Here is a 26,393-nt window from a genome sequence, read left to right on the forward strand (position 1 = left end):
CCCGCGCCACTTGGAACATCCCCCATGCCCGCCGCGCCGAGCGACGATACCGACCGCATCGACACCTTCATCGACGCCGTGCTGTTGAGCGACGGCTGGAGTGAACACACCGCCGACAGCTACCGGCGCGACCTGCTGCAATGGGCGGCCTGGCTGGCCGGGCACGGCGGCGATAGCCTGGCGGCCGATGCCGAAGACCTGCGCGATTTCATGGCCGAGCTGGCGGCCGCCTACGAGGCCACGCAGGGCCTGGCCGAGGACGAGAAGCGCCAATTGGCGCCGCTGGCGCGCGGCAAGAACGCCGCTTCGCGAGCGCGCCTGCTGTCGGCGCTGCGGCGCTACTACCGCTACTGGCTCGAGGAGGAGGCGATCGCACTCGATCCGAGCGCCGAGCTCGACGGACCCAAGCTGGTGCGGCCCTTGCCCAAGACGCTGGCGGAAGCCGAGGTCGAGGCGCTGCTGGCGGCGCCCGACGACAGCCCGCTCGGCCTGCGCGACCGCGCCATGCTCGAGCTGATGTACGCCACCGGGCTGCGCGTGTCGGAGCTGGTGGCCTTGCCGCTGGCGGCGGTCGGCCTGAACGAGGGCGGCATCCGCATCGAGCGCGGCAAGGGCGGCAAGACCCGCATCGTGCCGATGGGCGAGCCGGCGCAGCTGGCCTTCCGCCGCTACCTGGTCGAGGCGCGGCCGGTGCTGCTGAAGGGGCGCGCCCATCCGGTCGCCTTCCTCAACCCGCGCGGCGAGCCGCTGACGCGGCAGGGCTTCTGGTACATCGTCAAGCAGTACGCGCTGCGCGCCGGCATCGCCGCCGAGCGGCTCAGCCCGCATGTATTGCGCCATGCCTTCGCCACCCACCTGGTCAACCACGGCGCCGACCTGCGCGTGGTGCAGCTGTTGCTGGGACACGCCGACATCACCACCACCCAGATCTATACCCACGTCGCCAAGGCGCGGCTGGCGCAGCTGCATGCCGAGCATCATCCGCGCGGTAACTGAGCCGGATACAGGCTGGTGTACGAGTGTTTCGCCGGCGAGCGCTAGCGAGGCTCCCTCGCGGCGGCGAGGGCGGGGGAGTCGGAATGAAGCAGGGAAAGCCGATGGTTCAGTGCACACCAAACGAAAACGCCCGGCTTTGCCGGGCGCTGCATTGCGGGACGACGACCTGCTGAAGCACCGAGCTTCAATCAGGCTTTCAGGCACTGGCTCATGAACGCCTTGCGCTCGTCGCCCTTGAGTGCCTTTTCGCCGGCTTCCTTGTTGCAGGTCTTCATCTTGTCCTGCTGGGTGGCGGCCTTGGCTTTCAGGCAGCCGGACATGAACTGCTTGCGCTCGTCGCCCTTCTTGTCGCCGGCTTCCTTGTTGCATGCGGCCATCTTGTTCTGCTGCTTGTTGGGCGCATCGGCGGCGTGGGCCGCGCCGAAGGCCAGCATGGCGGCGAGGATCAGCATCTGTTTCATGGAACGACTCCTGTGGACGTAGGTTGGCGGGGATCGCCGCCCGATTATGCTCGGCCGCGGCGTGCTCGTGTAGCGGCCGCGGGCGAATCCGGCCCAGGTGGCCGTGTGATAACATGCCCGCCTTCTTTCGATCTGCCATTCCCGGAGTCTGAACATGGCCGGCCATTCCAAGTGGGCGAACATTCAACATCGCAAGGGGCGCCAGGACGCCAAGCGCGGTCAGCTGTTCACGCGGCTGATCAAGGAAATCACCGTCGCCGCCAAGATGGGCGATCCTGATCCGGCCACCAACCCGCGGCTGCGGCTGGCGGTCGACAAGGCGCTCGGCGCCAACATGCCGAAGGACAACATCCAGCGCGCGATCGACCGCGGCGCCGGCAATCTCGAAGGCGTCGACTACATCGAGACCCGCTACGAGGGCTATGGCATCGGCGGCGCGGCGGTGATGGTCGACTGCATGACCGACAACAAGACCCGCACCGTGGCCGACGTGCGCCACGCCTTCTCCAAGTACGGCGGCAACATGGGCACCGACGGCTGCGTGGCCTTCCAGTTCAAGCACTGCGGCTACCTGATCTTCGCGCCGGGCACCAGCGAGGACGCGCTGATGGAAGCCGCGCTCGAGGCTGGCGCCGACGACGTGGTCACCCACGAGGACGGCTCGATCGAGGTGGTCACCCCGCCCTACGAGTTCGTCAACGTCAAGGAAGCGCTGGAAAAGGCCGGCTTCAAGGCCGAGATCGGTGAAGTGACGATGAAGGCGCAGACCGATACCGAACTGAGCGGCGACGACGCGGTGCGCATGCAGAAGCTGATCGACGCGCTCGAGAGCCTCGACGACGTGCAGGAGGTCTACACCTCCGCCGTGATGGACGAGTGATCGCGTCCTGCCGCCGAAAGGGCCGGGTTTCCGGCCCTTTTGCATTTGCGGCGCCGTTTCCTGCGCCGCGCGGCTGGAGATCGGCCGGCCCAGCTGCTAAACCTTGAGCTGTCCCCGCTGCTCGCTCCCATGGCCGCCCTGTTCCGCTTCTTCCGGCAGTTCTCCTACTGGCACTGGCTCGTCCTGGTGCTGGCGCTGGTGGCGCTCGACTACCTGGTGCTCGACGCCAGCCGCGTGGTCGACCAGCGCGCCGGCGACCTGCTGCTGCGCCAGCATGCCGCCGGCCGGCCGGTATCGGACACGGTGACGGTGATCGACGTCGACCAGCGCTCGCTCGAGGAGATGGCCGCGGTCGCCGGCAGCTGGCCCTGGCCGCGCTCGGTGCACGGCGAGCTGGTCGCCCACCTGGCCAGGCAGAAGCCGCGCGCGATCGTGTTCGACATCATGTTCAACGAGCCGGACGTGTACCGGCCCGAGCACGACGCGCTGTTCGCCGACACCGTGGCGGCCTATCCCAACGTCTACCAGCCGCTGCTGCTGAGCGGGCAGGGCGGCGGCGCGGCTGGCGCGATGCCGCCGGCGCTGGGCTTCACGCCGCTGCCGGGCGCCTCGCCCGCCGCGCGGTTGCCGGTGCTGCTGCCGCTGGTGCTGATCCGCCATCCCGAGGCCATGCGCGGCGGCCTGATCAATTTCGTCGAGGACAGCGACCGCGTCGGCCGCCACTACTATCTCTACCGCGATCACGCCAACTGGCGCCTGCCGGCGTTGCCGGCCGGCTGGCGCGCGACTTCGGCTGGCCGCAGCCGGCCGCCGACCGCATCCTGCTCAACTGGCGCAGCGGCTGGCGGCACGTCTCCTATGCCGATCTCTACGCCGACGCCCAGCGCGAGCATCCGCTGCGGCCGGCCGACGAGTTCCGCGACCGCATCGTGGTGATCGGCACCGCGGCGCCGGGCCTGCAGGACCTGCGCGTCACCCCGCTGGCGGCGACCTATCCCGGCGTCGACATCCTGGCCACCGCGATCGACAACCTGCGCGCCGGCGACTGGCTGCGCGAGCCGCCGCGCGCCGCCGCGCTGCCGCTGGCCGCGGTGCTGCTGATCGTGCTGGCCCGCGCCTTCAGCCGCGGCCTCAGCGCCACCCGCATCGCCTATGCGCTGCTGGCGGCCTCGCTGGCGGTGGTCGCGCTGGCCTGGTTCGCGCTGCGGCAGGGCTGGTGGCTGCCAGTCTATGCGCCCTTGGCCTGCGCCTGGGTGTTCTACTGGCTGTGCGCGCTGCAGGCCTATCTGGGCGAGCGGCGCCAGCGCGAGCGCGCCATCGGCATGTTCCAGCGCTTCCTCGATCCGCGCGTGGTCGGCGACCTGGTGGCGCGCGGCGAGATCGACACCGGCGCGATCGCCGAAAGCCGCGAGATCACCGTGCTGTTCTCCGACATCCGCGGCTTCACCACGTTGTCCGAGACGCGCTCGCCCGAAGCCATCGTCTCGCTGCTCAACCGCTATTTCTCGACCCAGGTCGAGATCATCTTTCGCCACGGCGGTACCCTCGACAAATTCATCGGCGACGCCATCATGGCCTTCTGGGGCGCGCCGGTGCACGATCCCGACCATGCCCGCCACGCCGTCGCCGCGGCCATCGAGATGTCGCAGGCGCTGGTCCGCTTCAAGGCCGAGCTGACCGACCTGGGCCAGGATTTCGACATCGGCATCGGCCTCAATTCCGGACCGGCGGTGGTCGGCTTCGTCGGCTCGAACGACCGGCTCGACTACACTGCGATCGGAGACACGGTGAACCTCGCCAGCCGCATCGAGGGACAGACCAAGGGCGTCGCCCGGGTGCTGGTGGCCGAGTCGACCCGGCTCGCGGCCGGCGAGGCTTTCGCCTATCGCGACTGCGGCCTGCACCACGTCAAGGGGCGCGAGCAGGAGGTCCGCCTGTTCGAGCCCATCCCGCAACCCGAGGAGTAAGACCCGATGAGACTGTACCCAGCACTGTGGCTGCTGGCCGCGCTGGCGGCCGGCGCAGCCGAGACCGGGACCGTGCTGCGGCCGACCGAGCTGCGCGCCAAGCCGTTCGCCGACGCCGCCAAGGTGGCCGACCTGCCGGCCAGCGCCGCGGTCGAGATCGTGTCGCGCCAGGGCGCCTGGATGCAGGTGAAGGCCGGCGGCCAGCAGGGCTGGGTCAAGCTGCTGGCGGTGCGCACCGGCGGCGGTTCGAGCGGCAGCGGCAACGCCAGCGGCGTGCTGTCGGCGGTCAGCCTGTTCAAGACCGGCAGCTCGGGCACCACGGTGGCCACCGGGGTCAAGGGCCTGGACGAGGAAAGCCTGAGGAACGCCCAGCCCAACCCGGCCCAGCTGGCCAAGCTCGGCAGCTATGCGGTGTCGGCCGGCGAGGCGAGCCGCTTCGCCCGCGCCGGCAAGCTGACCGCGGTCAGCGTCGACTACCTGCCGGCCGGTGCGCCGGCCGCCGATCCATCCGGCAGCGGCCGGACCGATCGCTGAGGAGGCCCGCCATGCGCAAACTGATGCTGCCCCTGCTGCTGTCGCTGGCCCTGCCGGCGATGGCGCTCGATCTCGATTTCAACAAGCTGTTCAAGGGCGTCGAAACGCTGAAGAAGGCCGTCGACGCCAACCGCGACATTCCCGAGGCCGAGGAGGTCCAGCTCGGCGGCGACCTGGCCGCCACGCTGCTCGGCGCCTCGCCGCTGGTCGACGACGCCGAGCTGCAGCGCTACGTCAACCACGTCGGCATGTGGCTGGCGCAGCAGACCGAGCGGCCCGGCCTGCCGTGGAAGTTCGGTGTGATCGATCATCCGAACGTCAATGCCTTCGCCACGCCGGGCGGCCATGTCCTGATCACGCGCGGCCTGTTCCAGCGGCTGCGCAGCGAGGCAGAACTGGCCGGCGTGCTGGCGCACGAGATGTCGCACGTGCTGCGCAAGCACCAGCTGAAGGCGATCCAGAAGCAGATGGGGTCGGCGGTGTTCTCCGACATCGCCGACGCCTATGCCGCCAATACCGGCAAGCGGAGCGCCGAGAACCTGGCCAAGGTGGTCGGCGGCGGCAAGGAGCTGTTCCTGCGCGGCCTGGACAAGGACGACGAATACGAGGCCGACCGGATGGGCGTGGTGATCGCCGCGCGCGGCGGCTACAACCCCTACGGCCTGGTCGGCGTGCTGCAGACGCTGGCGGCGGCCAGCCCGGGCGATCCGGGCCTGTCGCTGCTGTTCAAGACCCATCCGGCGCCGAACGAACGGCTCGACCGGCTGGGGCGGCGATGGGCGAGCGGCTGGACGGCTACGCCGACGCGGTGGACGACCTGCCGCGCTTCGCGCATGCCAAGCGTTGAGCGCGTTCCCGTCCGGCGCGATCGGAAGGTGAAGGACCAAAAAAGATGGCGCGGGTGCATCGGCCGAAGCCGCTGCAACTCACGCGCCAGAGAGGAGTGAACTGGTATGCAAGGAGCGGATTATCGCTCCTTGCCTTGCCGGATGGTTAGTTGGGGCAGTTGGCCCGGGCCGTGATGCACACGGAGTTGGTCGAACCCTGATCGCATACGCGATGCTTGATTTCGCACCAGAGCGATTCGGCGAACACCGATTGCGAGACGGTGATGCTCATGCCGAAGCCGATGACCAGTGCAGCGAATTTTTTCATGAAATCCTCCGGGGTTGGTTGATACGCTGGGTTACCTACCGATTGGTAGCGCTTGTTTTTCTGAATGCCTGACATTGAATTTCTGAATACGGAAGCCGGCCTGGCTTCCTTTCATTTCATTTCTGCTTTATTTGCGCCAGGGCGCTGTCGATGACTTCCTGGTCGAAACCTTTTATCAGCCGATCGCCGATCAGGATCAGCGGCACATTTTCGCCACCGAGCTGCTGGAATTTTTCCTTCGCCTCTTTCGACGTCTCGATATCGACATCGGTAAATGCGATGCCGAGTCGATTCAGATGGGCGCGCGTCTGCTTGCAGAAGCGGCACCAGCTGGTGCCGAAGACAAGCACCTGCTTCGTATCGTTTTCATAATATTTTCGATAATTGCCCGTTTCGTAGCGCGGCGTGAATTGATGAACCAGGCGGTTGACGCCGAGGCCCAGGATCAGGCCGACGCCCAGGAATGCGGCGAGCAGCAGAATGTCTTTTAACGGTTTTCTCATGCGGATCAATCGCAACTCGATAAAAACGGCCCCCGCCCGGGGACGAGGGCCGTGTCCAGCTTAGAACTTGGCGCTGAGACCGAGCTTGAAGGTCCGTTCGCCTTCGAACGACCAGGCCGGGTAGCCCGCCTTGAGCGGGTCCTTGATGGCCGGGTTGCTGGCTTCGGCGGCGCCGTACTGCACGTCGTCTTCTTCCAGCAGGTTGGCGATTTCGAACGACAGACGCAGGTTGTCGTTGATGTTCCAGCCGAAGCTTGCATCCAGGGTGCCGTAGGCATCGTGCATGCGGTCGCCGTACCAGAAGGCGCCTTCACGGATCATGTACTTCGAACGCCAGTTGTAGGCCAGGCGGGCGGAGTAGCGATCGTTTTCCCAGAAGCCGACCAGGTTGGTGTTGTGCTTCGAAGCCTGGGTGAACACGCCGAGCTTGTCGTTGTAGCTGTCGGCCGGAGCGTTGCCTTCGGTGAGCGTGTAGTTGGCCAGCACGCCGAAGCCATTGTCGAACGAATGGTTGACCTGCAGCTCGATACCGCGGATGGTGCCGCCGCCCGCGTTGGCATAGGTCTGCACCGTCCAGTTGTCGACGCCCGAGCGCGGATCGACCAGGCCGACCTTCTGGTTGGCCAGGGTCTGGGTCGTGACGAAGTTGCTGATCTCCTTGGTGAAGAAGGTCGCCGACGCCAGGTTGCCCTTGCCGTAGTAGTACTCGATGCCCAGATCGGCCTGGCTCGACTTCATCGGCTTCAGGTTGATGTTGCCGGTGGTCCAGGTTTCGTTGCCGACGCGGTCGTCGTTGTAGCCCGCAACGGTCACGCCGAACATGTTGGCGAAGTTCGGGCGGGTGATCGCTTGCGAGGCGGACGCGCGCAGGACCAGGTTCTTCTTCAGGTCGAAGGCGACGTTCACGCTCGGCAGCACGTCGTTGTAGCTGGCCTTGGTCGAAGCCGTGCCGCGGCCCCAGTTGGCGTTGCCCGAGTAGTCGCCGGCGGCCAGCGGCGTGCCGTCGAAGGCGTAGGTGGTGCTGGTCGCCTTGGTCGCGATGTAGCGCAGGCCGAAGTTGCCGCGGACGTTCTCGGCTTCGAAGGTGAACATGCCGTACAGCGCGGTGTTGTCTTCGTTGAGCTCGCCGTAGGCCGAACGATCCTCGATCCAGCCGGTAATGTTCTTGCTGGTGTTGGACAGCATCGCGTCGATGTTCGGACGCGGGATCGACCAGCTGGCGACGTCGACTTGGCCGTCGAACAGGCTGCCGGTCGAAACCGGGGCGATCGCCGTGCTCCAGATCGGGCGATAGGCACGCTTGGTGAAGGTGTGGTCGGCCTTGCGCACGCCGGTCTTGAACGAGTTGATCGCACCCCAGTCAAGGTTCAGCGTCACGTCGGCCTGGCCGTACTTCTCTTCGTCTTCGTTCGGGCCGCGGGAGGTGGCCCAGGTTTCCGGCGAGCTGTTCGGGGCCAGATTGCCGACGGTGATCGTCTGGTTCGACGACGGGCTGATCACGATCTGCTTGCCGGTGGCGTCGATCGTGCCTTGCCACTTCGGCAGGTTGTTGCCTGCGCCCCACGAGCCGTAGGAGTAGTTGGTGGTGATGTCGGTACCGCCGTCGGCCTTGGTCGTACCGGCCACGAAGTCGACCTTGACCACGTCGCCCTTGTAGTGGGCGTCGAACGTCAGGCTGTCCGACGACATCGACGCGCCGCGAGCCCAGACCTGCATGAACTCGTTGGCCAGCGGGTTGCTCGCGGTGGTCGAGCTGCGCAGGCAGATGCCGTTCGGGTTGAAGTCCGACTTCACCGCCGTATTGCGCTGCGTGCAGTTGGCGTCGTGGAAGATGTAGTGGCTGGAGTTCGAGTTGTTGGCCTCGAGGTCCAGGCCGAGGAACTGCACGCCGAGATCCCAGCTCGAGTTCGGACGGGCCTGCAGCGCGATGTTGTAGGCCTTGCGCTTGCGTTCCTGCACGAAGGTGGTCGGCGCGACGTCGCCCGACCAGCGGCTGTCGGCTTCGACGCCGCGGCGGATGTAGTCGCCTTCGGACTGCGAGGCGGCGACCAGGAAGCCGAAGGTCCGGGCTGCGTTCTTGAAGTTGTAGAGGCCGGAGACGTCGAGGCTGCTGTCGCTGATGCTGCCGTCGCCGTAGCTGACGCTGCCGAAGAGGCTGGTCTTGTCGGCCGACAGCGGCTTGCGGGTCTTGACGATGACCGTGCCGCCGATGCCGCCTTCGGTCAGGTCGGCCTGGGGCGACTTGTACACTTCCATGCCGCCGATCATTTCCGACGGCAGCAGGGAGTAGTTGAACGAACGGTCGACGTTCATCTGGTCGTACCAGCCGGTCGAGGCGACGGTCTGGCCGTTCAGCGTGGTGTAGGTCATCTGCGGATCGGAACCGCGCACCGAGACCGAGGAACCCTGGCCGAAGGCACGGCCCACCGACACGCCCGGAATACGGCCGAGCGATTCGCCGACGTCGTTGTCGGGCATCTTGCCGATGTCTTCGGCCGACACCGCGTCGACGATCGCGGTGGAGTTCTGCTTGAGACGCACCGAGTTCTGCAGTGCGCTGCGGATGCCCTTCACCTGGATGATTTCGGCGGGCTGTTCCGAGGTCGGAGCAGGCGGCGCATCCGCTGCGAACACGGGCAGCGAACCTGCGCCCAGGAAGGCCAGTGCCACGGCGGCGGCCAAGGTGGTGGGCTGAATCTGGCCCTGTACTTGCTTTCTCATTGTCGTCTCCAGCGTTGATGTAGCGTTCTATAAGCGAGGTTTATGGGACAGGTAAAACATTTACGCAGCGGTTCGAGTCCCTGGATTGGCCTTTCGGCCGGACCGCTTGCGTTGAACACGTGCGGAAACATCGACGGATCGGGCCGGATATCGACCTGTCCGAAATAGGGCCGGCTTTCGGCCGAATGACGTCATGGCTCTTTGGCTGCCTTTGCCTCCCGGCGCACCATGGATTCGAGTGCGCACAATCCGACTGCCCCCACGGCTGGCGGCCCGCTGTGCCATGCGTACGGCGAACAGAACCCCGCCGGCGATTTCGCCCTCGGGAATTGCATTGCCACGCTCACTCGCATGCGCACCCCAAACCTCCCCTCTCATTCCATTTGTGTGCAGCATTTGGAAATTCGAATCTGTGTTCTTGTGCATGGCCGGCTCAGAAGTCATAAAAGGTATTGACGGTCAGCCGACCGGCGCGCGGATCGGTTTCGACGCTGCGCGCGGGATTGACGATGGCGGTATGCAGCAGGCTGCCGCGATACAGCACCAGGCGGTTGTATTTGGCCGGGATCATTCCCAGGCGGGTGAATTGCTCGTCGGATTCGTCGTAATAGCGGCGTTGCGGACGGCGGGCGTTGATTTCCTCGTAATACACGTCGAGATAATGCTCGCGCGTGTCCGCGGTGATCTGCTGCAGGCCGGTCGAGTTATGGCGGTAAAAGGCCGTGCCGCCATGTTCCTCGTTGCACAGATAAAGCAGGGCGGCCATATGGTGCGGCGTACTGGCGTCGAAATGCGGCGTCCGCTGCAGCGGGCCGAGTTCGTCCGGCTGCATGGTGGTGAGCGAAATCGCGCATACGCTCTTGCGGATGTCGAGCTCGACCGGCGCGCCGAAATACTGCTTGATCACCGGCTCGAGAAACATCGTGATGTTGTAGGAGTAATCGTCCGGCGCGACCGCGCGAATGCCGGGATAACCTTTCCGCTCCGCGTAGCCCGGATAGCGGCTGAATGAGCTTCGGACAGCGAAGTCCACCAGCGCATCGGGCTCTTGCAGGAAATCGTCGATCAGCAGCACCTGGTGATCACCCATGGTGATCGCCTGGATTGCGGCGGGTTGACGAAGCGAATAAGCGGAGGTCATGTCGGTTCTGTCTAAAGGTGCGTATGCGTGCGTTTCAAATCCGGCAATTGATCGAATCGGGTCGGCGTCGAGTTTCCCGGCCGTTCAGCTCGCGCTGGCCCGGCTGGGCAGCGCCCGGCCATCGGCGGCGAACAGGTGGCAGGTCTCGAAGCGCGGTTGCAGCCAGACGCGGTCGCCGCGGTGCGGCGTGGCGGCCTGGCCGGCCAGGGTGAAGGCCACCTGGTGGTCGCCGCCTTCGGCGCGGGCGTAGACGATCTGCTCGCCGCCGAGGTGCTCGATCAGGTCGACGCTGGCCGGGATCGCGTTGTTGCTGGCTTCCTTGCTCCAGCCGATGTGCTCGGGCCGCAGGCCAAGGGTGATCTTGTCGCCGGCCGGCAGCGAAAGCTGGCCCGGCAGCGTCAGGCGGGTCTGGCCTGCCAGCAGGATGTCGCTGCCGCCGGCGTGGTGGCCGGCCAGCTGGGCGGGCAGGAAGTTCATCTTGGGCGAGCCGAGGAAGCCGGCCACGAACTGGTTGGCCGGTTGCTCGTACAGCTCGAGCGGCGTGCCGACCTGCTCGATGCGGCCGCCGTTGAACACCGCGATGCGATCGCCCAGCGTCATCGCCTCGACCTGGTCGTGGGTGACGTAGATCATCGTGGTGCCGAGCTCCTGGTGCAGCCGGGCCAGCTCGATCCGCATCTGCACGCGCAGCGCGGCGTCGAGGTTGGACAGCGGCTCGTCGAACAGGAACACCGCCGGTTTGCGTACAATGGCGCGGCCGATGGCGACGCGCTGGCGCTGGCCGCCCGACAGGGCCTTGGGCTTGCGGTCGAGCAGGTGGGTGATCTGCAGGATCTCGGCGGCGCGGTCGACCGCGGCGTCGATCTCGGCGCGCGGCTTCTTGGCCAGCTTGAGGCCGAAGGCCATGTTCTCGCGCACCGACATGTGCGGGTACAGTGCATAGCTCTGGAACACCATGGCCACGCCGCGCTTGGCCGGCGGCACGTCGTTGACGACGTCGCTGCCGATGCGGATCTCGCCGCCGCTGATCTCTTCCAGCCCGGCGATCATGCGCAGGGTGGTCGACTTGCCGCAGCCCGAGGGCCGACGAAGACCATGAATTCGCCGTCGCGCACCGCGAGGTCGATGCCGTGGATGACGGCGGTGCCGTCGTCGTAGGTTTTCTGCAGCTGGTTCAGTTTCAGTTCGGCCATGGCCGGGCATCCTTGGTTGAAACCTCCCCGTCCTGGGGAGTGCCGGAGGGCGTCTTCCGGAATTCCGGGCAAACACCATCCCTGCCCGCCTTCAACAGCGAAGGCGGGTTCGGTTCGTTCATTCGGTCGGAGAGGGCTTGCGCCCGTGGTCGTCTCTCGCCCTAGTCGTCGTTCTCCAGTGGTGCCGGCAGGCTGCCGGTCGCTTCCAGTTCACCCTTGAGCCAGGCCACCACCGCGTCGAGCGCGGGGTCGGCGAAGCCGTAGGTCACCAGCGCCGGGCACGGCAGGTCGGCCGCAGCGTAAGGGTTCCACAGCGCCAGGTGCAGGTCCGGCCGCCAGCTGTCGCGCTCGCGCGCGTCGTAGCGTTCGCGGGTATTGGAGGCCACGATCACGAAGGCGTCGTCGCGCGCGGCGTCGCGCCAGTCGATGTCGCTGCGCTGCGGGTAGGCGATCACGTCGAGTTCGTACAGGGGCTTGAGCCGCTCGATCAGCACGCGGGCCGGCAGGCCGGGCTCGGACACGCCGTCGGACGGCGCGTCGGCCTGCACGATCAGCCGCACCTTGCTGCCCAGCACCGGCCGGCGGGCTTCGCCGACCAGGGTCAGTGCGCGGGCCCAGGCGTGGGCGAACAGCGCGCGGTCGTCGGCTTCCTGTTCCGCGCCGTAGTCGCGGCGCACGGCCGGGTAGCGCTGCGCCATCGCGGTGACGCGCGCATCGGCCTCGGCCAGCCGCGCTTGCGCGATGCGGCCGCTGCCGACGGCGTCGATCAGCGCCTGGCGCGAGGCGACCATCTCGTCGGCGAACTGCAGCACCAGCGACAGGTCGGCGCCGGCGCCGATCGCCATCGCAGTGCCTTCGGCCTGGCCCCAGCGCTCGCGGATGGCTTTCATGTTCATGCCGTCGGTGATGGTGACGCCCTCGTAGCCCCACTCGTCGTGCAGCAGCGTCTGCAGGATCGCCGGCGACAGCGTGGCCGGCAGCTCGGCGTCGAAGGCCGGGAACACGATGTGGGCGCTCATCAGCCCCGGGGTCTGCTTGATCAGCGCGTGGAACGGCGACAGTTCGTACTGCTCGATCGCGGCGCGCGACTTGTCGACCACCGGCAGGTCGAGGTGCGAATCGGTATGGGTGTCGCCGTGGCCGGGGAAGTGCTTGACGCAGGTGGCGACGCCTTCGCTCAGATGGCCGGCCATCCAGGCACCGGCCAGCCGCGCGGCCTTGGCCGGATCGGCGCCGAACGAGCGCTCGGCGATCACCGGGTTGCGCGGGTTGTTGTTCAGGTCGAGCACCGGCGCGTAGTTCCAGTTGATGCCGAGCGAGGCCAGGCCGCGGGCGATGGCGGCGCCGACCCGGTAGGCCAGCGTCTCGTCGCCGGCGGCGCCGAGGGCCATGGCGCTCGGGGCGGCCGGCATGAACAGCGTGCGCATCACCGCGCCGCCTTCCTGGTCGATGCCGATCAGGGCGTCGTCGCCGATGGCGGCCTTGAGGTCGTCGACCAGCTTGCGGGTCTTCTCGGCGCTCGAGACGTTGCGGCGGAACAGGCAGATGGCGCGGAAGCCGTTGCTGCGCAGGAACTCGGCATCCTCGGCGGTCAGTTCGTCGCCGGGAACGTCGACCATCAGGGCGCGGCCGGCAAGGGTATGGAGATCGTGGGTCATGGTCGGTCTACTTCACAGCGCCGTCGAAGCCACGCAGGAAGAAGCGCTGCGTGAACAGGAAGACGATCAGGATCGGAAGGATGGTCAGCACGGCGCCGGCGGCCACCACGCGGGTCTTGAAGCTGAAGGCGCCGGACAGGTATTTCACGCCGACGGCGAGCGGGAAGTTGTCGGGGCTGGTCATCACCACCGACGGCCAGATGTACTGGTTCCAGGCGGTCACCATGGTGAGGATGGCGAGCGCGCCGAGCGCGGGCTTGGCCAGCGGCAGCATGATCTTCCAGAAGATGGTCCATTCGTTGGCGCCGTCGACGCGGGCGGCGTCGATCAGGTCGCCCGGCACCGCTTCGAAGGCCTGCTTCATCAGGAAGATGCCGATCGCGCCGGCCAGGTTGGGCAGCACCACGCCGGTGACGGTATCGGCCAGCTGCAGGCGCGAGACGGTGATGAAGTTGACCAGGAAGTTGATCTCGGCCGGCAGGATCATGGTGGCGATGATGGCGCCGAACACCCACTTGCGGCCCGGGAACTGCATGCGTGCCAGCGGGTAGGCCGCCAGGCTGCAGATGACCAGCGTGCCGGCCACGGTGGCGGCCGAGATCAGGATCGAGTTCTTGAAGAAGGCCAGCAGGTTGATGGTGCGGAACACTTCGATGAAGTTCTCCAGCCCAGGATCGCTCGGCAGCAGCGGCGGCGGGAAGCTGTAGACATCGCCAGTGGTCGACAGCGCGGTGACCAGCGTCCACCAGAACGGGTAGACGGTGAGCACGGCCAGCACCGACAGCAGCAGGTAGTGGGGCAGGTGGCGGGCGACCCGGCGCAGGCGGGCGGCAAGCCGCGTGCCGGCCGGAACGGTCGTCTGCAGGGTGGGGGCGGTGGTCGCCGACATGGTCTGGGCTTCGCTCATGATGTTCTGCGCGTGGCTCACGGGTTCTTGGGTTGCAGGTAGCGGAAGTTGAGCCAGGCCAGCACCACGCAGACGCCGGACATGACCAGGCTGGCGGCCAGCGCGCGGCCGAAGTTGAGCGACTTGATGCCGAATTCGTAGGCGTAGTACAGCGCGGTGTAGGTCGACTGGAACGGTCCGCCCTGGGTCATGATCTGGACTTCCTCGAAGGCCTTGACCGCGGCCAGCACCGACATCACCGAGCACAGCAGGATGGTGGGCAGCAGCAGCGGCACGGTGATGCGCCAGAACTTCTGCCAGGCGTTGGCGCCGTCGAGCGTGGCGGCCTCGTAGACGTCCTGCGAGATGGCTTGCAGGCCGGCGAGGTAGAGCACCATGTACCAGCCCAGGCCGCGCCAGATGGTGACGAACATCACGGCGAACAGCGCGATGCGGTCGTCGGTGAGGAAGCCGACCGGGTCGTCGATCATGTGCAGCCAGCGCAGGATGGCGTTGAGCGCGCCGTCCTCGTTGTACATGAAGTTCCAGATGATCCCGACCACCGACACGGTGGTGACCACCGGCAGGTAGTAGGCGGCGCGGAAGAACTTGATGCCGGGCAGCTGGTTGTTGACCAGCACCGCCAGCAGGATGGCCAGCACCTGGATCGCCGGCACCACGATCAGGTAGAGCGCCGAGTTCTTCAGCGAGATCAGGAACAGTTCGTCGCCGAACAGCTCGCGGAAGTTGTCGAGCCCGACCCACTGCGGCGCCTCGATCAGGTTGTACTGGGTGAAGGCGATGTAGGAGCCGAAGCCGACCGGCCAGAACGAGAACACCAGCAGCAGCGCGATGGCCGGTGCCAGGAACAGGTAGGCGGTCAGGGTGGCTTTACGTGACTGGGCCACGGTCTTCTCTCTCGTTGCGTCTGTCTGCGCCATCCGGCGGGATGGCCTCGTACACGGTTCGCCCGGGGTTGCCGGGACGGCTCGCGTTGGGGATGGGCACGCTTCGCAGGCATGCACATCCCCAACGCCGCTCCACCGTGGTGGAGCGAGCGCACTGCTTGCGTCGGGTCTGAGGCTGGGTCGGCTTACTTGCCGAGCTTCTGGTTCCAGAACGCCGCGGCTTCGTCGAGCGCGACCTTGGCGTCCTTGCGGCCGGTGACGGCCTGTTCGATCGCCGCCGAAAGCTTGGTCGACAGCAGCTCGGCGTCCTTCACCCCGGCCAGGAAGATGGTGCGGGTGACGTCGAGGTTCTTGGCTGCCGCGACCAGGCCCTTCTCGACCGCGCCGGCGTTGGCGGGCAGGGTCTGGAAGTGGGCGTCCATCGCCGCGCGCTTCGAGGTCGGCAAGGTGCCGGCGAACTTGGAGAAGGCGAGCTGGTTCTCGGCGTTGGTCAGGTAGCTGCCGAGCTTGGCGACTTCGGGCACCAGCTTGGGGTCGACGTTGCGCGGCACCACGAAGGTGAACTGCCAGCCGCCCGAGGCGATGCCGGACTTGCCCAGCGGCGCGCCGGCCGCGTCGGTGACCTTGTAGATGTTGGGCGCATCGTCGCGCACCCGGGTCAGCGCCGCCGGCACCGTCACCAGCATGGCCATCCGGCCGCTGTTGTAGGCCGCCATCGAGACCTGGAAGTTGTCCTGCGCGAACAGGTTGTCCTTCAGCAGCGCGCCGGCCTTGTAGGCGTCGGCCAGCTTGCGGACGAAGGCGACGTGCTCGGGCGAGTTGAACACCGCGCGGCCGTCCTTCATCACGTCGAGGCCTTCCTGGATCAGCAGGCCCTCGATCTTGGTCGGGCCCAGCGTCGGCGCGAAGCCCGCCACGCCGGTCCTGGCCTTGATGGTCTTGGCGTAGGAGAGCTGCATGTCGAACGACTTCGGCGGCAGCTTGGGATCGAGACCGGCCTTCTTGAACAGCTCGGTGTTGTAGGCGATCACGTTGGCGCCGTTGTAGAACGGGATGGCGTAGAGCTTGCCGTCGAAGGTGACGTCCTTGACCGCGCCGGCGACGTACTGGTTCTTGTCGATCAGGTTGTCCAGCGGCAGGATCAGGCCCGACTGCTTGTACTCATAGGCCCAGGGCACGTCCATGTTGGCCAGCGCCGGCGGCTTGCCCGAGGCGATGGCGGCGGTGAACTTGGTGCGGATCACGTCCCACGGGTAATCGACCCAGACCACTTCGACGTTGGGGTTGGCGGCGTTGTACTTGGCCACCAGGTTCTTGAAGTAGGGGTCGAACTTGGGCGCCAGGCTCTGCGTCCAGAATTCGAGCCGCTGCTTTTCGGCCAGAGCCTGGCCCGACAGGGCGAGGCCGGCCAGCAGCAGGGCAGCGTGGGCGATACGTTTGAGTTGCATGTCGTGATCCTCGTTTCTATTCACTGCATCCACCCGGGCACCGGTCCCGGTCCTGGATCGCCCCGCGCGTCTGATGCGCACGTAGGCGAGCACTGCAAGCTCTCGGCGTGCGGCGACGCTCAGCGCGTCATCGTCACCTTGTTCAGATGGCGCGGTTGATCGGGATCGAAGCCGCGGGCGCGGGCCAGCGCTTCGACCATCGGGTAGAACGCCGAGACGGCGGCGATCGGGTCCAGTTCGGGCGTCGGGCCGAGCGGCAGGGTCAGCTCGCGCGAGGCGACGTCGGCCGGGGCGGCCAGCAGCACCTTGGCGCCGCGGCCGCGCATTTCCTCGGCCAGCTTGACCAGGCCGGCCTGGGCCGGGCCGCGCGGGGCGAAGATCAGCAGCGGGTAGCCCTCGTCGATCAGCGCCATCGGGCCGTGCTTGATCTCGGCGCCGGAGAAGGCCTCGGCCTGGATCGCGGCGGTTTCCTTGCACTTGAGCGCGGCTTCGAGCGCCACCGGCAGGGTCAGGCTGCGGCCGACCACCATGATGCGGTCGGCGTCCTTGAGCACCTCGACCGCGGCCGACCAGTCGCTTTCCTGGGCTGCGCGCAGCGACTCGGGCAGCGCCTTGAGACCGTCGATCAGCGCGGCATCCTCGGCCCAGTGGGCGACCAGGCGGGCGCCGGCCGACAGGCTGGCGATATAGCTCTTGGTGGCGGCCACCGCATATTCGGGGCCGGCTTCGAGCGGCAGCGTCCATTCGGCGGCCTCGGCCAGCGGCGAGGCGGCGTCGTTGACCAGGGCGACCGTCTGGGCACGGCCCTGGCGGAAGCGCTTGATCGGCTCGACCACGTCCGGGCTGCGGCCCGACTGCGAGATGGCCACCGCCACCGTGCCGGCCACGTCGAGCGGCGCGTCGTACATGGTCACCAGCGACATCGGCAGCGACACCGACAGGCGGCCGAGCTTGAGCATGGTCAGGTAGGCGAGGTAGGCCGAGGCGTGGTCCGAGCTGCCGCGGGCCACGGTGACCAGCGCGTGCGGATCGGTGTGGCGCAGCAGCGCGCCGAGTTCGGCGAAACGGGCGTCCTGGCGTTCGGCCTGACGGGCGACGGCCTCGGGCCTTCGCGCATCTCCTTCCACATGCAAGTGCTCACTTATTGCTCCGTATTCAGATTGACCGGCTCGCCTTCGACGAAGACGGCCTTGAGTTGCAGATTGCGGTCGAACACCACGATGTCGGCGTAGGCGCCGACCTTGAGCAGGCCACGGTCGGTGAGTCCGAGCATCTCGGCCTGGAAGGTCGACAGCCGCCGGGCGGCATCGTCGAGGTCGAGGCCGAGGCTGACCAGATTGCGCAGCGCCACGTCGAGCGTCAGCGTCGAGCCGGCCAGCGTGCCGTCGGGCAGGCGCACGCCGCCGAGGCACTTGGTCACCGTGTGGCGGCCGAGCTTGTAGTTGCCGTCGGGCATGCCGGCCGCGGCGGTCGAATCGGTCACGCAGTAGAGCTTGGGGATCGCCCGCAGCGCGGCCTTGATGGCGCCCGGATGCACGTGCAGCAGGTCGGGGATCAGTTCGGCGTACTCGGCGTGGGCCAGCGCGGCGCCGACGATGCCGGGTTCGCGGTGGTGCAGGCCGGTCATCGCGTTGAACAGGTGGGTGAAGCTGACCGCGCCGTGGCGCATCGCTTCGACGCCGTCCTCGTAGCTGCCCAGCGTATGGCCGAGCTGGATGCGGATGCCGCGACCGACCAGCTCGCTGATCAGTTCCATATGGCCCTGCACCTCGGGTGCCAGCGTCAGCACCTTGAGCGGCGCCAGCGCATCGAAGCCGGTGATCTCGTTCAGCACTCCGTCGCGGGCGAAGTTCGGCTGGGCGCCGAGTTTGCCCGGATTGATGTAGGGGCCTTCGAGGTGGGCGCCGAGCACCCGCGAACCGCCGGAGGCGCGCTCGGCGATCGCGCGCTGCACGCCCTGCAACGCGGTCTCGATCTCGCGCTTGGGCGCGGTCATGGTGGTGGCGAGCAGGCTGGTGGTGCCGTGGCGGGCATGGGTACGGGCGATGGTGTCGAGCGCGTCGCCGCCTTCCATCACGTCGCGGCCGCCGCCGCCGTGCACATGCAGGTCGATGAAGCCGGGCAGCACGATGTCGTCGGCGTTGCCGACCGGATCGCGCGGGTTGCCGGTGATCGCGGCGACGCGGGCATCGAACTGCATCGAGCCGTGCTGCCAGCCTTCCGGCGTGAGGATGTTGCCTGTCAGGGTACGCATTGCTTGTGCTGTTGTTTCGCGGCTATTCGTGATCGGTGCTTGGGGCGACTCAGCGGCGCAGTTCGGCGACGAAGTCGTAGTAGTCGTTGCGGCAGTACGAGTAGGTCAGCTCGACCGGCAGCCCGCTGTCGAGATAGCCGATGCGGGTGATCATCAGCATCGCCGTGCCCGGCGGGATGCCGGCCAGCTGGGCGATCTCGTCGCTGGCGTTGACCGCCTTGATGTGCTGCAGCGCGCGGGTGACCGGCGAGCTGTGGTTGTCGAGGTAGCTGTAGAGCGAATCGCCGACCGCGCCGGGATCGGCCAGGTAGCGGCTGGGCAGGGTCGAGGTCTCGACCGCCATCACCGTGTCGTCGGCCATGCGCAGGCGCTTGAGCCGCGCCACGGTCGACGCCGGCGACAGGCCCAGGCGCAGCACTTCCTCCTGGCTGGCGATGCCGATCTCGCGGCTGAGCCAGCGCGAGGCCGGCGCGAAGCCGCGGCTGCGGATCTCCTCGGAGAAGCTGGTCAGGCGCGACAGCGGTTGCACCAGGCGCGGCGCGATATAGGTGCCCGAGCCCTGGCGGCGCACGATCAGGCCCTGTTCGAACAGGATGTCCATCGCCTTGCGGGCGGTGACGCGCGAGATGTCGAGCATCTCGCACAGCACGCGTTCGCTCGGCAGCGCCTCGTCGGCCTGCCACAAGCCGGTCGCGATGGCGTTGGAAAGCTTGTTGGCGACCTGCAGGTAGAGCGGTGTGCTGCTCTCCGCGTCGGGTTTCAGCGCGAGCAGCGCGGCTTCGCGTGCCTTATCCATGTAGACGACCCCGAATCAGGTGCAGCGCGCCATCGGCCGAATCGCCCTGTGGCTGGCGCGCGCGGTTGAGCAACGCTGCGGGCAGCCACGGACGGAGCGCTTCCGCCAGGCCGCCGCACAGCGCGAGAGGCAGGCGGTGGACTGGATCGAGCGCATCGGCGATCGCCGCGATCTCCAGGCCTGCTTGGGTCAGAATGGTATCAGCGGCAGCATCGTCGGGTGCGTGGCGTATTACCAGTGGCGTGAGTTGTGCGTAAGTGGTCTGAGTGGCCTGGCCGAACCAGGCGAAGGCGGCGTCGATGTCGCCGCCGAGGTGGGCGATCACCGCCTCGGCCAGCTTGCTGCGGGCGACGCGGCCGTCGAGCGCCTTCTGCGCCAGCTGGGCTGCCCTGAGGCCGATCCAGGCGCCGCTGCCTTCGTCGCCGCTGGGGAAGCCCCAGCCCGAGACGGTGCGCTTGTCGCTGCCGCCGAACCAGGCTTCGCCGATGCTGCCGGTGCCGACCGCGACGATCGCGCCGTGCTGGCCGGCATGGGCGCCGAGCAGGGTGGTGAAGCCGTCGGTGTCGAGTGCGATCCGGGCGAAACCGGGGCCGCGTCGAGAAAATTGCGTGCCCAGCCGGCGTTGTGCACGCCGGCGAGGCCGAGGCCGATGGCGCAGCGCGCCGGGGCGAAGGGGCCGATTTCGGCGAAGGCGGACGAGAGCGCGGTCTGGATCGCCTGCCATGCCGGCGCGATGCCGAGCCCGAGGCCGGAGGGGCCGCCGCTGGCGCGTGCCAGCGGTTGGCCGCTGCGGTCGGCCACGACCACCCGGGTCCCGGTGCCGCCGCCATCCACGCCGATCAGATAGTCAAGACTCATGCTCTCCATGCTCCCGCAGACCGTGTGTCGTTTGTAAGAAGTATCCGGTCTTGTTGAACTGGTTCGATACCAGTTGAATACAAGATCGATTCAATACCACTGTGAGACCGCTGTCAACGCTCCCATGAAGAAACGATGAAAAGCCCCGGACGGCGTGCAAAAAAGTCACAAAACTTGTCAACAGCCTGCGCGAGGGCCGCGTTAATCGCAGCAGACGCCGAATCCACGGGGTCTGGCTTGCACCCTCCAACGCTTCATCCGCCATTGAGGAACCGACATGAAACTGTTCGCTGCCCTGATCGCTGGCCTGTTCGCCGTTTCGGCCTTCGCTACCGACGCACCCGCGCCGACCGACAAGCCGGCCGCCGAGAAGAAGGTCGAGAAGAAGATGAAGAAGCACAAGAAGGCGAAGAAGGAAGCCGTGAAGGAAGAAGAGAAGAAGTCCTGAGCCCGCGCTCGGACGGCATGAGAAAAGGCGGCCGAGGCCGCCTTTTTCGTGGGCTTTGCAGGGCGCGATGCCTGCTGGGCACGCGCCTGGCGGGTCAGAGGAATCGATCCAGCAGCCGGCGCGAATGGCGATCGAGCGCATACAGGTCGCGGATCAGGAACTGGATGCCGTGGCTGTCGGCGATCAGCAGCAGGCCGCCGTGGATGCGGCGGATGTCTTCCTCGCCTTTGAGGATGAAAGTGGTCTCGCCGCGGTCGGTGTCGACGGTCCAGTTGCTCGGCGTGGCGAAGGTCGAGACGGCGCGGATATGGCGGATCTCGGGCATGAATTCGCGGCTGGTCAGCGCTTCCTCGATCAGCGTGCGCTGCGCCGCCGGCAGCTCGGCCGGCCGGTCGATCCAGGCGAGTTCGTGGCCGTCGCGATCCATCAGCGACAGGCCCTCGTCGGGCGCGGCGATCGGAAAGGCGCGCACCGGCGTGATGCCGACGTGGGCGACGCCGTCGGCGCCGGTGAAGATCAGCCGGCCGTAGTCGTCCTGCGTGAGTTCGAAGAGAGTGATGGTCATTGCGCCAATCCTGCAGGCATTACATCCGCGTTCGAGCGAAGCGAGGCTGCCTCGCGGCGGCGAGGGCGGGGGAGTGGGAATCGATCGAGGGTGAGCCGATGCCCGGGAGCGCTTGGCTTTGCCGGGCGCCTGCACCGGTCGGCGATCTGCTGTGAAGGTTGCAGCTCATGACAGGCTCACGTCGTCGAGATCGGTATCGACGTTGCGCGCCTGCGCCTCGTGCAGGCGCCAGTAGGCGCCCTGCTGCGCGATCAGCGTGTCGTGGTCGCCCGATTCGACGATCCGGCCGCGATCCATCACCACCAGCCGGTCGGCCCGCCGCAGCGTCGACAGCCGGTGGGCGATGGCGATGGTGGTGCGGCCCTGCACCAGGTTGTCGAGCGCCTTCTGGATCTCCTTCTCGGTCTCGGTGTCGACCGAGGCGGTGGCCTCGTCGAGGATCAGGATGCGCGGGTCGATCAAGAGCGCGCGCGCGATCGAGATACGCTGGCGCTCGCCGCCCGACAGGCCCTGGCCGCGTTCGCCGACCAGCGAGTCGTAGCCTTGCGGCAGCCGCAGGATGAACTCGTGGGCATGCGCGGCGCGGGCGGCGGCGATGATCTGGGCGCGGGTGGCGTCCGGTTTGCCGTAGGCGATGTTCTCGGCGATGGTGCCGAAGAACAGGAAGGGTTCCTGAAGCACCAGGCCGATGTTGCGGCGGAAGTCGGCCACCGCGACGTTGCGGATGTCGACGCCGTCGACCCGGATGGCGCCCTCGCCGACGTCGTAGAAGCGGCAGATCAGGTTGACCAGGGTGCTCTTGCCCGAGCCGCTGTGGCCGACCAGGCCGATCATCTCGCCGGGCTTGATGTCGAGGTTGAGGCCGCGGATCACCGCGCGGTTGCCGTAGCGGAAGCCGACGTCGCGCAGGCTGATCTCGCCGCGCACTGCCGGCAGCGCCACCGGGTTGGCCGGCTCGGGCACGTTGGAGACGTGATCGAGGATGTCGAAGATGCGCTTGGCGCCGGCGGCGGCCTTCTGGGTGACCGAGACGATACGGCTCATCGAGTCGAGCCGGCCGTAGAAGCGGCCGATGTAGGCCAGGAAGGCGGTCAGCGTGCCGACCGTGATGTCGTGCTGCGACACCTGCCAGATGCCGAAGGCCCAGACCACCAGCAGGCCGATCTCGGTCAAGAGCGAGACAGTCGGCGAGAACAGCGACCAGACCTTGTTGAGCCGGTCGTTGATCGCCAGGTTGTGGCGGTTGGCCTCGCGGAAGCGGGCGGCTTCGCGCTGCTCCTGGGCGAAGGCCTTGACCACCCGGATGCCGGGGATGGTGTCGGCCAGCACGTTGGTGACCTCGCCCCAGACCCGGTCGATCTTCTCGAAGCCGGTACGCAGCCGGTCGCGCACCAGGTGGATCATCCAGGCGATGAAGGGCAGCGGCAGCAGCGTGACCAGCGCCAGCCAGGGATTGATCTGGAACAGGATGATCGCGGTCATGGCGATCATCAGCACGTCGGTGATGAAGTCGAGCGCATGCAGCGACAGGAACACGCTGATGCGGTCCGATTCGGAACCGATGCGCGACATCAGGTCGCCCGAGCGCTTGCCGCCGAAGTATTCGAGCGACAGCTGCAGGAGGTGCTCGTAGGTGGTGGTGCGCAGGTCGGCGCTGATGCGCTCGCTGACCAAGGCCAGGATGTAGGTCTTGGCCCAGCCGAGCGCCCACGAGGCGAGGCCCGCGCCCAGGAGGCCGCCGAGGTAGAGCGCCACGGTGGACGGCTCGATGTGGTGGCCGTTCTGGAACGGGATCAGCACCTCGTCCATCAGCGGCATGTACAGATAGGGCGACACCAGCGTGGCGGCGGTGGCGCCGAGCATCAGCAGGAAGCCGGCCAGCAGCTGGCCGCGGTAGGGCCGGGCGAAGCGCCACAGCCGGAACAGTGTCCAGGTCGACGGCGGCGTGTGCAGCTCGCGGTCGCAGGCCGGGCAGTCGTCGTCCTCGTGCTCCAGCGGCGCCTTGCAGGTCGGGCAGCGGATCTCCTCGCGCTCGGCCGGCGGCTGGCCGGTGCGCAGCGTCGTGATCAGCGCCTCGAAGCGCTCGAGCAGCCGGATCGCGGCCGGGTTCTGGCCCAGCGTGAAGCGCCAGGCCGCCAGCCGGCGGCTGCCGTCGTATAGTTCGAGCGTGCCGACGCCGGCGTGGTCGTGGTGATGCAGCGACAGCGCGGCGTCGAGCGGCCAGGCCTGCCAGCGCGTCTCGCCGGCGGCGCGGGCCAGCAGGCGCCGGTCGGTGAGGGCCAGGAGGCCGCGGCGGAAGCGAAGTTGGTCGTCGAGGTCAACCTCGAAGCCGGTCTGGACGTTTTCGTCTGGGGCGAGTTCGGGCGCCAGCTCGGCCTGCCAGGCGTCGATCGGCGTATTGCGGACGGGAAGGGGTATGGTCGTCATTCTGCGGCGGCCGGCGGCGGGCCCGCGGAGCGGGCCGTCCGGCCTGTGTCTGTTCGGCAACCTCGATCGGAGCCACGGCCGCGCGCCGCTGCGCGCGGATGTGGAACCCATCATGGACAACCGGTTGATTTCAATGGAGCGTGTGGCGCCCGGCCTGGCCGGGCGATGCGCCGAAAGCCGGGGCGCCGAACGAATCGGTGCGTCCTAGTGCGGTCAGCGCTGAAACGCATGGCCGTGCCGGTCGGTTGACGGCGGGCACGGGGACTGTTCGTACAGGTCTATACCAAGTATAACGCGCGACCTGCGATATGCTCGGCCTCGCGGCCCGGCAAGGCCGGAACCGCTGCCGTGAACGTTGTCACAGCCTCCCTGCCGGGAGGCCGATCCAAACCTTCGGGATCAAGATGAAAAAAGACATGACCTTCCTCCGCGTCAACTACCTGCGCGGCCCCAACCTGTGGACCTACCGCCCGGTGGTCGAGGCTTGGGTCGACATCGGGGAGCTGGAGGATTTCCCGTCCAACACGCTGCCTGGCTTCTACGAACGGCTGACCGCCTGGCTGCCCGGCCTGATCGAGCACCGCTGCGGCGTCGGCGAGCGCGGCGGCTTCCTGCTGCGGCTGCGCGAAGGCACCTGGCCGGCCCACATCATGGAACACGTGGCGATCGAACTGCAGAACCTGGCCGGCCTGCAGGCGGGCTTCGGCAAGGCGCGCTCGACGCCGACGCGCGGCGTCTACAAGCTGGCCGTGCGCGCGCGCAACGAGCAGGTCGGCCGCGCCGCGGTCGAGGCCTCGCGCCAGCTGGTGATGGCCGCGATCAACGACACCGGCTACGACGTCGCCGCCGCGGTGGCCACCTTGCGCGGCCTGGTCGACGACCACCATCTCGGCCCGAGCACCGCCTGCATCGTCGACGGCGCGACCGAGCGCCGCATCCCGCACATCCGCCTGACCGAGGGCAACCTGGTGCAACTGGGCCACGGCCGCGCCCAGCGCCGCATCTGGACCGCCGAGACCGACCAGACCAGCGCGATCGCCGAGGGCATCTCCAGCGACAAGGACCTGACCAAGCGCATCCTGGCCTCGGTCGGCGTGCCGGTGCCCGAGGGCGAGATCGTCGAGACCGCCGAGGCCGCCTGGGAAGCCGCCGAGGACATCGGCCTGCCGGTGGTGGTGAAGCCGACCGACGGCAACCATGGCCGCGGCGTGTCGATGGACCTGAAGACCCGCGAGGACGTGCTGGCGGCGTTCGAATTCGCCGCGCGCCACGGCAGCGAGGTGATGGTCGAGCGCTGCATCCCCGGCAACGAGCACCGGCTGCTGGTGGTCGGCGGCCGGGTGGTCGCCGCCGCGCGCGGCGAGACCGCCTGGGTGACCGGCGACGGCAAGGCCGACGTGCGCGCGCTGGTCGAGGCGCAGATCAACGCCGATCCGCGCCGCGGCACCACCGAAGACCACCCGCTCAACTACCTGCGCATCGACGAGGACACCGCGATTCTCAACGACCTGGCGCGCCAGGGCCTGACCCCCGATTCGATTCCCGCCGACGGCCGCCGCGTGCTGATCCAGCGCAACGGCAACGTCGCCATCGACTGCACCGACGCGGTCCATCCCGACGTGGCCGCGCTGGTCGGCCTGGCCGCGCGCGCGGTCGGGCTCGACATCGCCGGCATCGACGTGGTGGCCGAGGACATCGGCAAGCCGCTCGAGGCGCAGGGCGGCGCGGTGGTCGAGGTGAACGCCGGGCCGGGCCTGCTGATGCACCTGAAGCCGGCCAACGGCCCGGGCCGGCCGGTCGGCCGCGCCATCGTCGACCACCTGTTCCCCGACGGCGAGTCGGGCCGCATCCCGCTGGTCGGCGTCACCGGCAGCCGCGGCACCACCCGCGTCGCCCGGCTGGCGGCCGCGCTGCTGGGCATGGCCGGCCGCCACGTCGGCCTGGCCAACCGCGACGGCCTGTTCCTCGAACGGCGCCGCATCGACGCCGGCGACGGCACCCGCTGGGAGGCCGGCCAGCGCCTGCTGATCAACCGCAGCATCGACTGCGCGGTGTTCGAGCACAGCGCCGAGCGCATCCTCGACGAGGGCCTGGTCTACGACCGCTGCGCGGTCGGCGTGGTGACCGACAGCGAGGGCCTGGCCATGCTGGCGCCCTGGCACATCGCCGAGCCCGAGCACCTGTACAACGTGCTGCGCACCCAGGTCGACGTGGTGCAGGACGACGGCGCGGCGGTGCTGCACGCGGCCGATCCGCAGCTGGTGGAGATGGCCGGGCTGTGCGACGGCGCGGTGATCCTGTACGCGCTCGACGGCACGCTGCCGGCGCTGGCCGAGCACCGCGCCGGCGGCGGCCGTGCGCTGTTCGCGCGCGACGGCCAGATCGTGCTGGCGCGCGGCGAGGTCGAGCAGTGGATCGCGCCGCTGCCGGCCGGCCTCGACGCCGTCGACGCGGCCGGCACGCTGGCGGCGGTTGCGGTGGCGGTGCACTTCGGCGCGGTGGTCGAGATGATCGCCGCCGGCCTCGAAGCCTATAACGACTGATCCCGGCCGCGCCCGATCCCGGCCGATCTGCCGGTAGCGGGCCGCGACCCG

General features: G+C 67.9%; 26 protein-coding genes. 9 read left to right on the top strand and 17 right to left on the bottom strand.

Going from position 1 to position 26,393, the window contains the following annotated elements; genetic code table 11:
* Positions 1-24: 24 nt before the first annotated feature.
* Entirely contained in the window at positions 25-996 is a 972-nt protein-coding gene (locus tag H9L41_RS02470) for a site-specific tyrosine recombinase XerD (protein ID WP_028446048.1), read from the top strand.
* Positions 997-1,184: 188 nt separating this feature from the next.
* On the opposite strand, the gene H9L41_RS02475 is transcribed toward H9L41_RS02470, so the two are convergent.
* Positions 1,185-1,457, bottom strand: coding sequence for a PsiF family protein (locus H9L41_RS02475; RefSeq protein WP_028446047.1), 273 nt, complete (start codon positions 1,455-1,457; stop codon positions 1,185-1,187).
* A 154-nt stretch (positions 1,458-1,611) separates the two neighbouring features.
* Here H9L41_RS02475 and H9L41_RS02480 point away from each other — a divergent pair, with 154 nt between their 5' ends.
* From H9L41_RS02480 to H9L41_RS02500, 5 genes are all read left to right on the top strand, one after another.
* The gene (locus tag H9L41_RS02480; RefSeq protein WP_028446046.1) at positions 1,612-2,337 is read left to right on the top strand and encodes a YebC/PmpR family DNA-binding transcriptional regulator; all 726 of its coding nucleotides are present in this window, start codon (positions 1,612-1,614) and stop codon (positions 2,335-2,337) included.
* 129 nt (positions 2,338-2,466) lie between these two features.
* Positions 2,467-3,273, top strand: coding sequence for a CHASE2 domain-containing protein (locus H9L41_RS02485; protein WP_187523662.1), 807 nt, complete (start codon positions 2,467-2,469; stop codon positions 3,271-3,273).
* Positions 3,159-4,304 (top strand): adenylate/guanylate cyclase domain-containing protein, encoded by a 1,146-nt coding sequence (locus H9L41_RS25990; RefSeq protein WP_373282110.1) that lies wholly within the window; start codon positions 3,159-3,161, stop codon positions 4,302-4,304. Before H9L41_RS02485 ends, H9L41_RS25990 begins: the two co-directional genes overlap by 115 nt.
* A 6-nt stretch (positions 4,305-4,310) precedes the next feature.
* On the top strand, positions 4,311-4,838 hold the full coding sequence (locus H9L41_RS02495) for an SH3 domain-containing protein (RefSeq protein ID WP_051318968.1): 528 nt from the start codon (positions 4,311-4,313) through the stop codon (positions 4,836-4,838).
* 11 nt (positions 4,839-4,849) lie between these two features.
* The gene (locus H9L41_RS02500; RefSeq protein WP_187523664.1) at positions 4,850-5,785 is read left to right on the top strand and encodes a M48 family metallopeptidase; all 936 of its coding nucleotides are present in this window, start codon (positions 4,850-4,852) and stop codon (positions 5,783-5,785) included.
* A gap of 46 nt (positions 5,786-5,831) precedes the next feature.
* Here H9L41_RS02500 and H9L41_RS02505 read toward each other — a convergent pair whose 3' ends face one another.
* From H9L41_RS02505 to H9L41_RS02565, 14 genes are all read right to left on the bottom strand, one after another.
* Positions 5,832-5,993 (bottom strand): hypothetical protein, encoded by a 162-nt coding sequence (locus tag H9L41_RS02505; RefSeq protein WP_157461957.1) that lies wholly within the window; start codon positions 5,991-5,993, stop codon positions 5,832-5,834.
* A gap of 116 nt (positions 5,994-6,109) precedes the next feature.
* Complete coding sequence (locus H9L41_RS02510; RefSeq protein ID WP_157461956.1) at positions 6,110-6,496, bottom strand: glutaredoxin family protein; 387 nt, start codon at positions 6,494-6,496, stop codon at positions 6,110-6,112.
* Positions 6,497-6,556: 60 nt separating this feature from the next.
* Entirely contained in the window at positions 6,557-9,217 is a 2,661-nt protein-coding gene (locus H9L41_RS02515; protein WP_034606796.1) for a TonB-dependent receptor, read from the bottom strand.
* A gap of 433 nt (positions 9,218-9,650) precedes the next feature.
* Positions 9,651-10,358, bottom strand: coding sequence for a DUF6445 family protein (locus H9L41_RS02520; protein WP_211236866.1), 708 nt, complete (start codon positions 10,356-10,358; stop codon positions 9,651-9,653).
* Between the two features lie 84 nt (positions 10,359-10,442).
* Complete coding sequence (locus tag H9L41_RS02525) at positions 10,443-11,408, bottom strand: ABC transporter ATP-binding protein (protein ID WP_308419573.1); 966 nt, start codon at positions 11,406-11,408, stop codon at positions 10,443-10,445.
* Positions 11,405-11,551 carry a hypothetical protein gene (locus H9L41_RS26400; RefSeq protein WP_308419574.1) on the bottom strand — a complete coding sequence of 49 codons (147 nt, stop codon included), beginning with the start codon at positions 11,549-11,551 and terminating at the stop codon, positions 11,405-11,407. Before H9L41_RS26400 ends, H9L41_RS02525 begins: the two co-directional genes overlap by 4 nt.
* A 161-nt stretch (positions 11,552-11,712) precedes the next feature.
* On the bottom strand, positions 11,713-13,209 hold the full coding sequence (gene nagZ, locus H9L41_RS02530) for a beta-N-acetylhexosaminidase (RefSeq protein WP_028446041.1): 1,497 nt from the start codon (positions 13,207-13,209) through the stop codon (positions 11,713-11,715).
* A 7-nt stretch (positions 13,210-13,216) separates the two neighbouring features.
* Positions 13,217-14,116, bottom strand: coding sequence for a carbohydrate ABC transporter permease (locus H9L41_RS02535; RefSeq protein ID WP_245589198.1), 900 nt, complete (start codon positions 14,114-14,116; stop codon positions 13,217-13,219).
* Positions 14,117-14,133: 17 nt separating this feature from the next.
* Positions 14,134-15,003, bottom strand: coding sequence for a carbohydrate ABC transporter permease (locus H9L41_RS02540; protein ID WP_028446039.1), 870 nt, complete (start codon positions 15,001-15,003; stop codon positions 14,134-14,136).
* A gap of 185 nt (positions 15,004-15,188) precedes the next feature.
* Positions 15,189-16,451: an extracellular solute-binding protein gene (locus H9L41_RS02545; protein ID WP_028446038.1), complete on the bottom strand. Its 1,263-nt coding sequence runs from the start codon at positions 16,449-16,451 to the stop codon at positions 15,189-15,191.
* A gap of 119 nt (positions 16,452-16,570) precedes the next feature.
* Positions 16,571-17,578, bottom strand: coding sequence for an SIS domain-containing protein (locus H9L41_RS02550; RefSeq protein WP_187523862.1), 1,008 nt, complete (start codon positions 17,576-17,578; stop codon positions 16,571-16,573).
* Positions 17,579-17,592: 14 nt separating this feature from the next.
* The gene (nagA, locus tag H9L41_RS02555) at positions 17,593-18,705 is read right to left on the bottom strand and encodes an N-acetylglucosamine-6-phosphate deacetylase (RefSeq protein WP_028446036.1); all 1,113 of its coding nucleotides are present in this window, start codon (positions 18,703-18,705) and stop codon (positions 17,593-17,595) included.
* Positions 18,706-18,754: 49 nt separating this feature from the next.
* Entirely contained in the window at positions 18,755-19,501 is a 747-nt protein-coding gene (locus H9L41_RS02560) for a GntR family transcriptional regulator (protein ID WP_028446035.1), read from the bottom strand.
* On the bottom strand, positions 19,494-20,225 hold the full coding sequence (locus H9L41_RS02565; protein WP_308419575.1) for a glucosamine kinase nucleotide-binding domain-containing protein: 732 nt from the start codon (positions 20,223-20,225) through the stop codon (positions 19,494-19,496). Before H9L41_RS02565 ends, H9L41_RS02560 begins: the two co-directional genes overlap by 8 nt.
* Before the next feature lie 411 nt (positions 20,226-20,636).
* On the opposite strand from H9L41_RS02565, the gene H9L41_RS02570 reads away from it, so the two are divergent.
* Complete coding sequence (locus tag H9L41_RS02570) at positions 20,637-20,807, top strand: hypothetical protein (RefSeq protein WP_169730175.1); 171 nt, start codon at positions 20,637-20,639, stop codon at positions 20,805-20,807.
* Positions 20,808-20,901: 94 nt separating this feature from the next.
* Here H9L41_RS02570 and H9L41_RS02575 read toward each other — a convergent pair whose 3' ends face one another.
* A complete protein-coding gene (locus H9L41_RS02575) occupies positions 20,902-21,372 on the bottom strand; it encodes a cyanophycin metabolism-associated DUF1854 family protein (RefSeq protein ID WP_028446033.1) in 471 nt (156 codons plus the stop codon).
* A 165-nt stretch (positions 21,373-21,537) separates the two neighbouring features.
* Positions 21,538-23,799, bottom strand: a complete 2,262-nt coding sequence (locus H9L41_RS02580) for a cyanophycin metabolism-associated ABC transporter (protein ID WP_051318966.1) — start codon at positions 23,797-23,799, stop codon at positions 21,538-21,540.
* Between H9L41_RS02580 and H9L41_RS02585 the strand changes: the two genes are divergently transcribed.
* Positions 23,789-24,007: a hypothetical protein gene (locus H9L41_RS02585; protein WP_157461955.1), complete on the top strand. Its 219-nt coding sequence runs from the start codon at positions 23,789-23,791 to the stop codon at positions 24,005-24,007. The two genes, H9L41_RS02580 and H9L41_RS02585, sit on opposite strands and share 11 nt — an antisense overlap.
* A 208-nt stretch (positions 24,008-24,215) precedes the next feature.
* Complete coding sequence (locus tag H9L41_RS02590) at positions 24,216-26,342, top strand: cyanophycin synthetase (protein WP_308417311.1); 2,127 nt, start codon at positions 24,216-24,218, stop codon at positions 26,340-26,342.
* The last annotated feature ends 51 nt before the right edge of the window (positions 26,343-26,393 follow it).

The sequence above is a fragment of the Chitinimonas koreensis genome, from assembly GCF_014353015.1.
Classification (GTDB): Bacteria; Pseudomonadota; Gammaproteobacteria; order Burkholderiales; family Chitinimonadaceae; genus Chitinimonas; species Chitinimonas koreensis.

Bases quoted from the DNA above. Each gene is read 5' to 3' on its own strand.
- H9L41_RS02575 (WP_028446033.1), bottom strand. From the start codon at position 21,372: ATGACCATCACTCTCTTCGAACTCACGCAGGACGACTACGGCCGGCTG.
- H9L41_RS02480 (WP_028446046.1), top strand. From the start codon at position 1,612: ATGGCCGGCCATTCCAAGTGGGCGAACATTCAACATCGCAAGGGGCGC.
- H9L41_RS02545 (WP_028446038.1), bottom strand. From the start codon at position 16,451: ATGCAACTCAAACGTATCGCCCACGCTGCCCTGCTGCTGGCCGGCCTC.
- H9L41_RS02580 (WP_051318966.1), bottom strand. From the start codon at position 23,799: ATGACGACCATACCCCTTCCCGTCCGCAATACGCCGATCGACGCCTGG.
- H9L41_RS02495 (WP_051318968.1), top strand. From the start codon at position 4,311: ATGAGACTGTACCCAGCACTGTGGCTGCTGGCCGCGCTGGCGGCCGGC.
- H9L41_RS02525 (WP_308419573.1), bottom strand. From the start codon at position 11,408: ATGATCGCCGGGCTGGAAGAGATCAGCGGCGGCGAGATCCGCATCGGC.
- H9L41_RS02515 (WP_034606796.1), bottom strand. From the start codon at position 9,217: ATGAGAAAGCAAGTACAGGGCCAGATTCAGCCCACCACCTTGGCCGCC.
- H9L41_RS02510 (WP_157461956.1), bottom strand. From the start codon at position 6,496: ATGAGAAAACCGTTAAAAGACATTCTGCTGCTCGCCGCATTCCTGGGC.
- H9L41_RS02560 (WP_028446035.1), bottom strand. From the start codon at position 19,501: ATGGATAAGGCACGCGAAGCCGCGCTGCTCGCGCTGAAACCCGACGCG.
- H9L41_RS02485 (WP_187523662.1), top strand. From the start codon at position 2,467: ATGGCCGCCCTGTTCCGCTTCTTCCGGCAGTTCTCCTACTGGCACTGG.
- H9L41_RS26400 (WP_308419574.1), bottom strand. From the start codon at position 11,551: ATGGCCGAACTGAAACTGAACCAGCTGCAGAAAACCTACGACGACGGC.
- H9L41_RS02585 (WP_157461955.1), top strand. From the start codon at position 23,789: ATGGTCGTCATTCTGCGGCGGCCGGCGGCGGGCCCGCGGAGCGGGCCG.
- H9L41_RS02475 (WP_028446047.1), bottom strand. From the start codon at position 1,457: ATGAAACAGATGCTGATCCTCGCCGCCATGCTGGCCTTCGGCGCGGCC.
- H9L41_RS02470 (WP_028446048.1), top strand. From the start codon at position 25: ATGCCCGCCGCGCCGAGCGACGATACCGACCGCATCGACACCTTCATC.
- nagZ (WP_028446041.1), bottom strand. From the start codon at position 13,209: ATGACCCACGATCTCCATACCCTTGCCGGCCGCGCCCTGATGGTCGAC.
- H9L41_RS02505 (WP_157461957.1), bottom strand. From the start codon at position 5,993: ATGAAAAAATTCGCTGCACTGGTCATCGGCTTCGGCATGAGCATCACC.
- H9L41_RS02520 (WP_211236866.1), bottom strand. From the start codon at position 10,358: ATGACCTCCGCTTATTCGCTTCGTCAACCCGCCGCAATCCAGGCGATC.
- H9L41_RS02500 (WP_187523664.1), top strand. From the start codon at position 4,850: ATGCGCAAACTGATGCTGCCCCTGCTGCTGTCGCTGGCCCTGCCGGCG.
- nagA (WP_028446036.1), bottom strand. From the start codon at position 18,705: ATGCGTACCCTGACAGGCAACATCCTCACGCCGGAAGGCTGGCAGCAC.
- H9L41_RS02570 (WP_169730175.1), top strand. From the start codon at position 20,637: ATGAAACTGTTCGCTGCCCTGATCGCTGGCCTGTTCGCCGTTTCGGCC.
- H9L41_RS02535 (WP_245589198.1), bottom strand. From the start codon at position 14,116: ATGAGCGAAGCCCAGACCATGTCGGCGACCACCGCCCCCACCCTGCAG.
- H9L41_RS02590 (WP_308417311.1), top strand. From the start codon at position 24,216: ATGACCTTCCTCCGCGTCAACTACCTGCGCGGCCCCAACCTGTGGACC.
- H9L41_RS02565 (WP_308419575.1), bottom strand. From the start codon at position 20,225: ATGGCAGGCGATCCAGACCGCGCTCTCGTCCGCCTTCGCCGAAATCGG.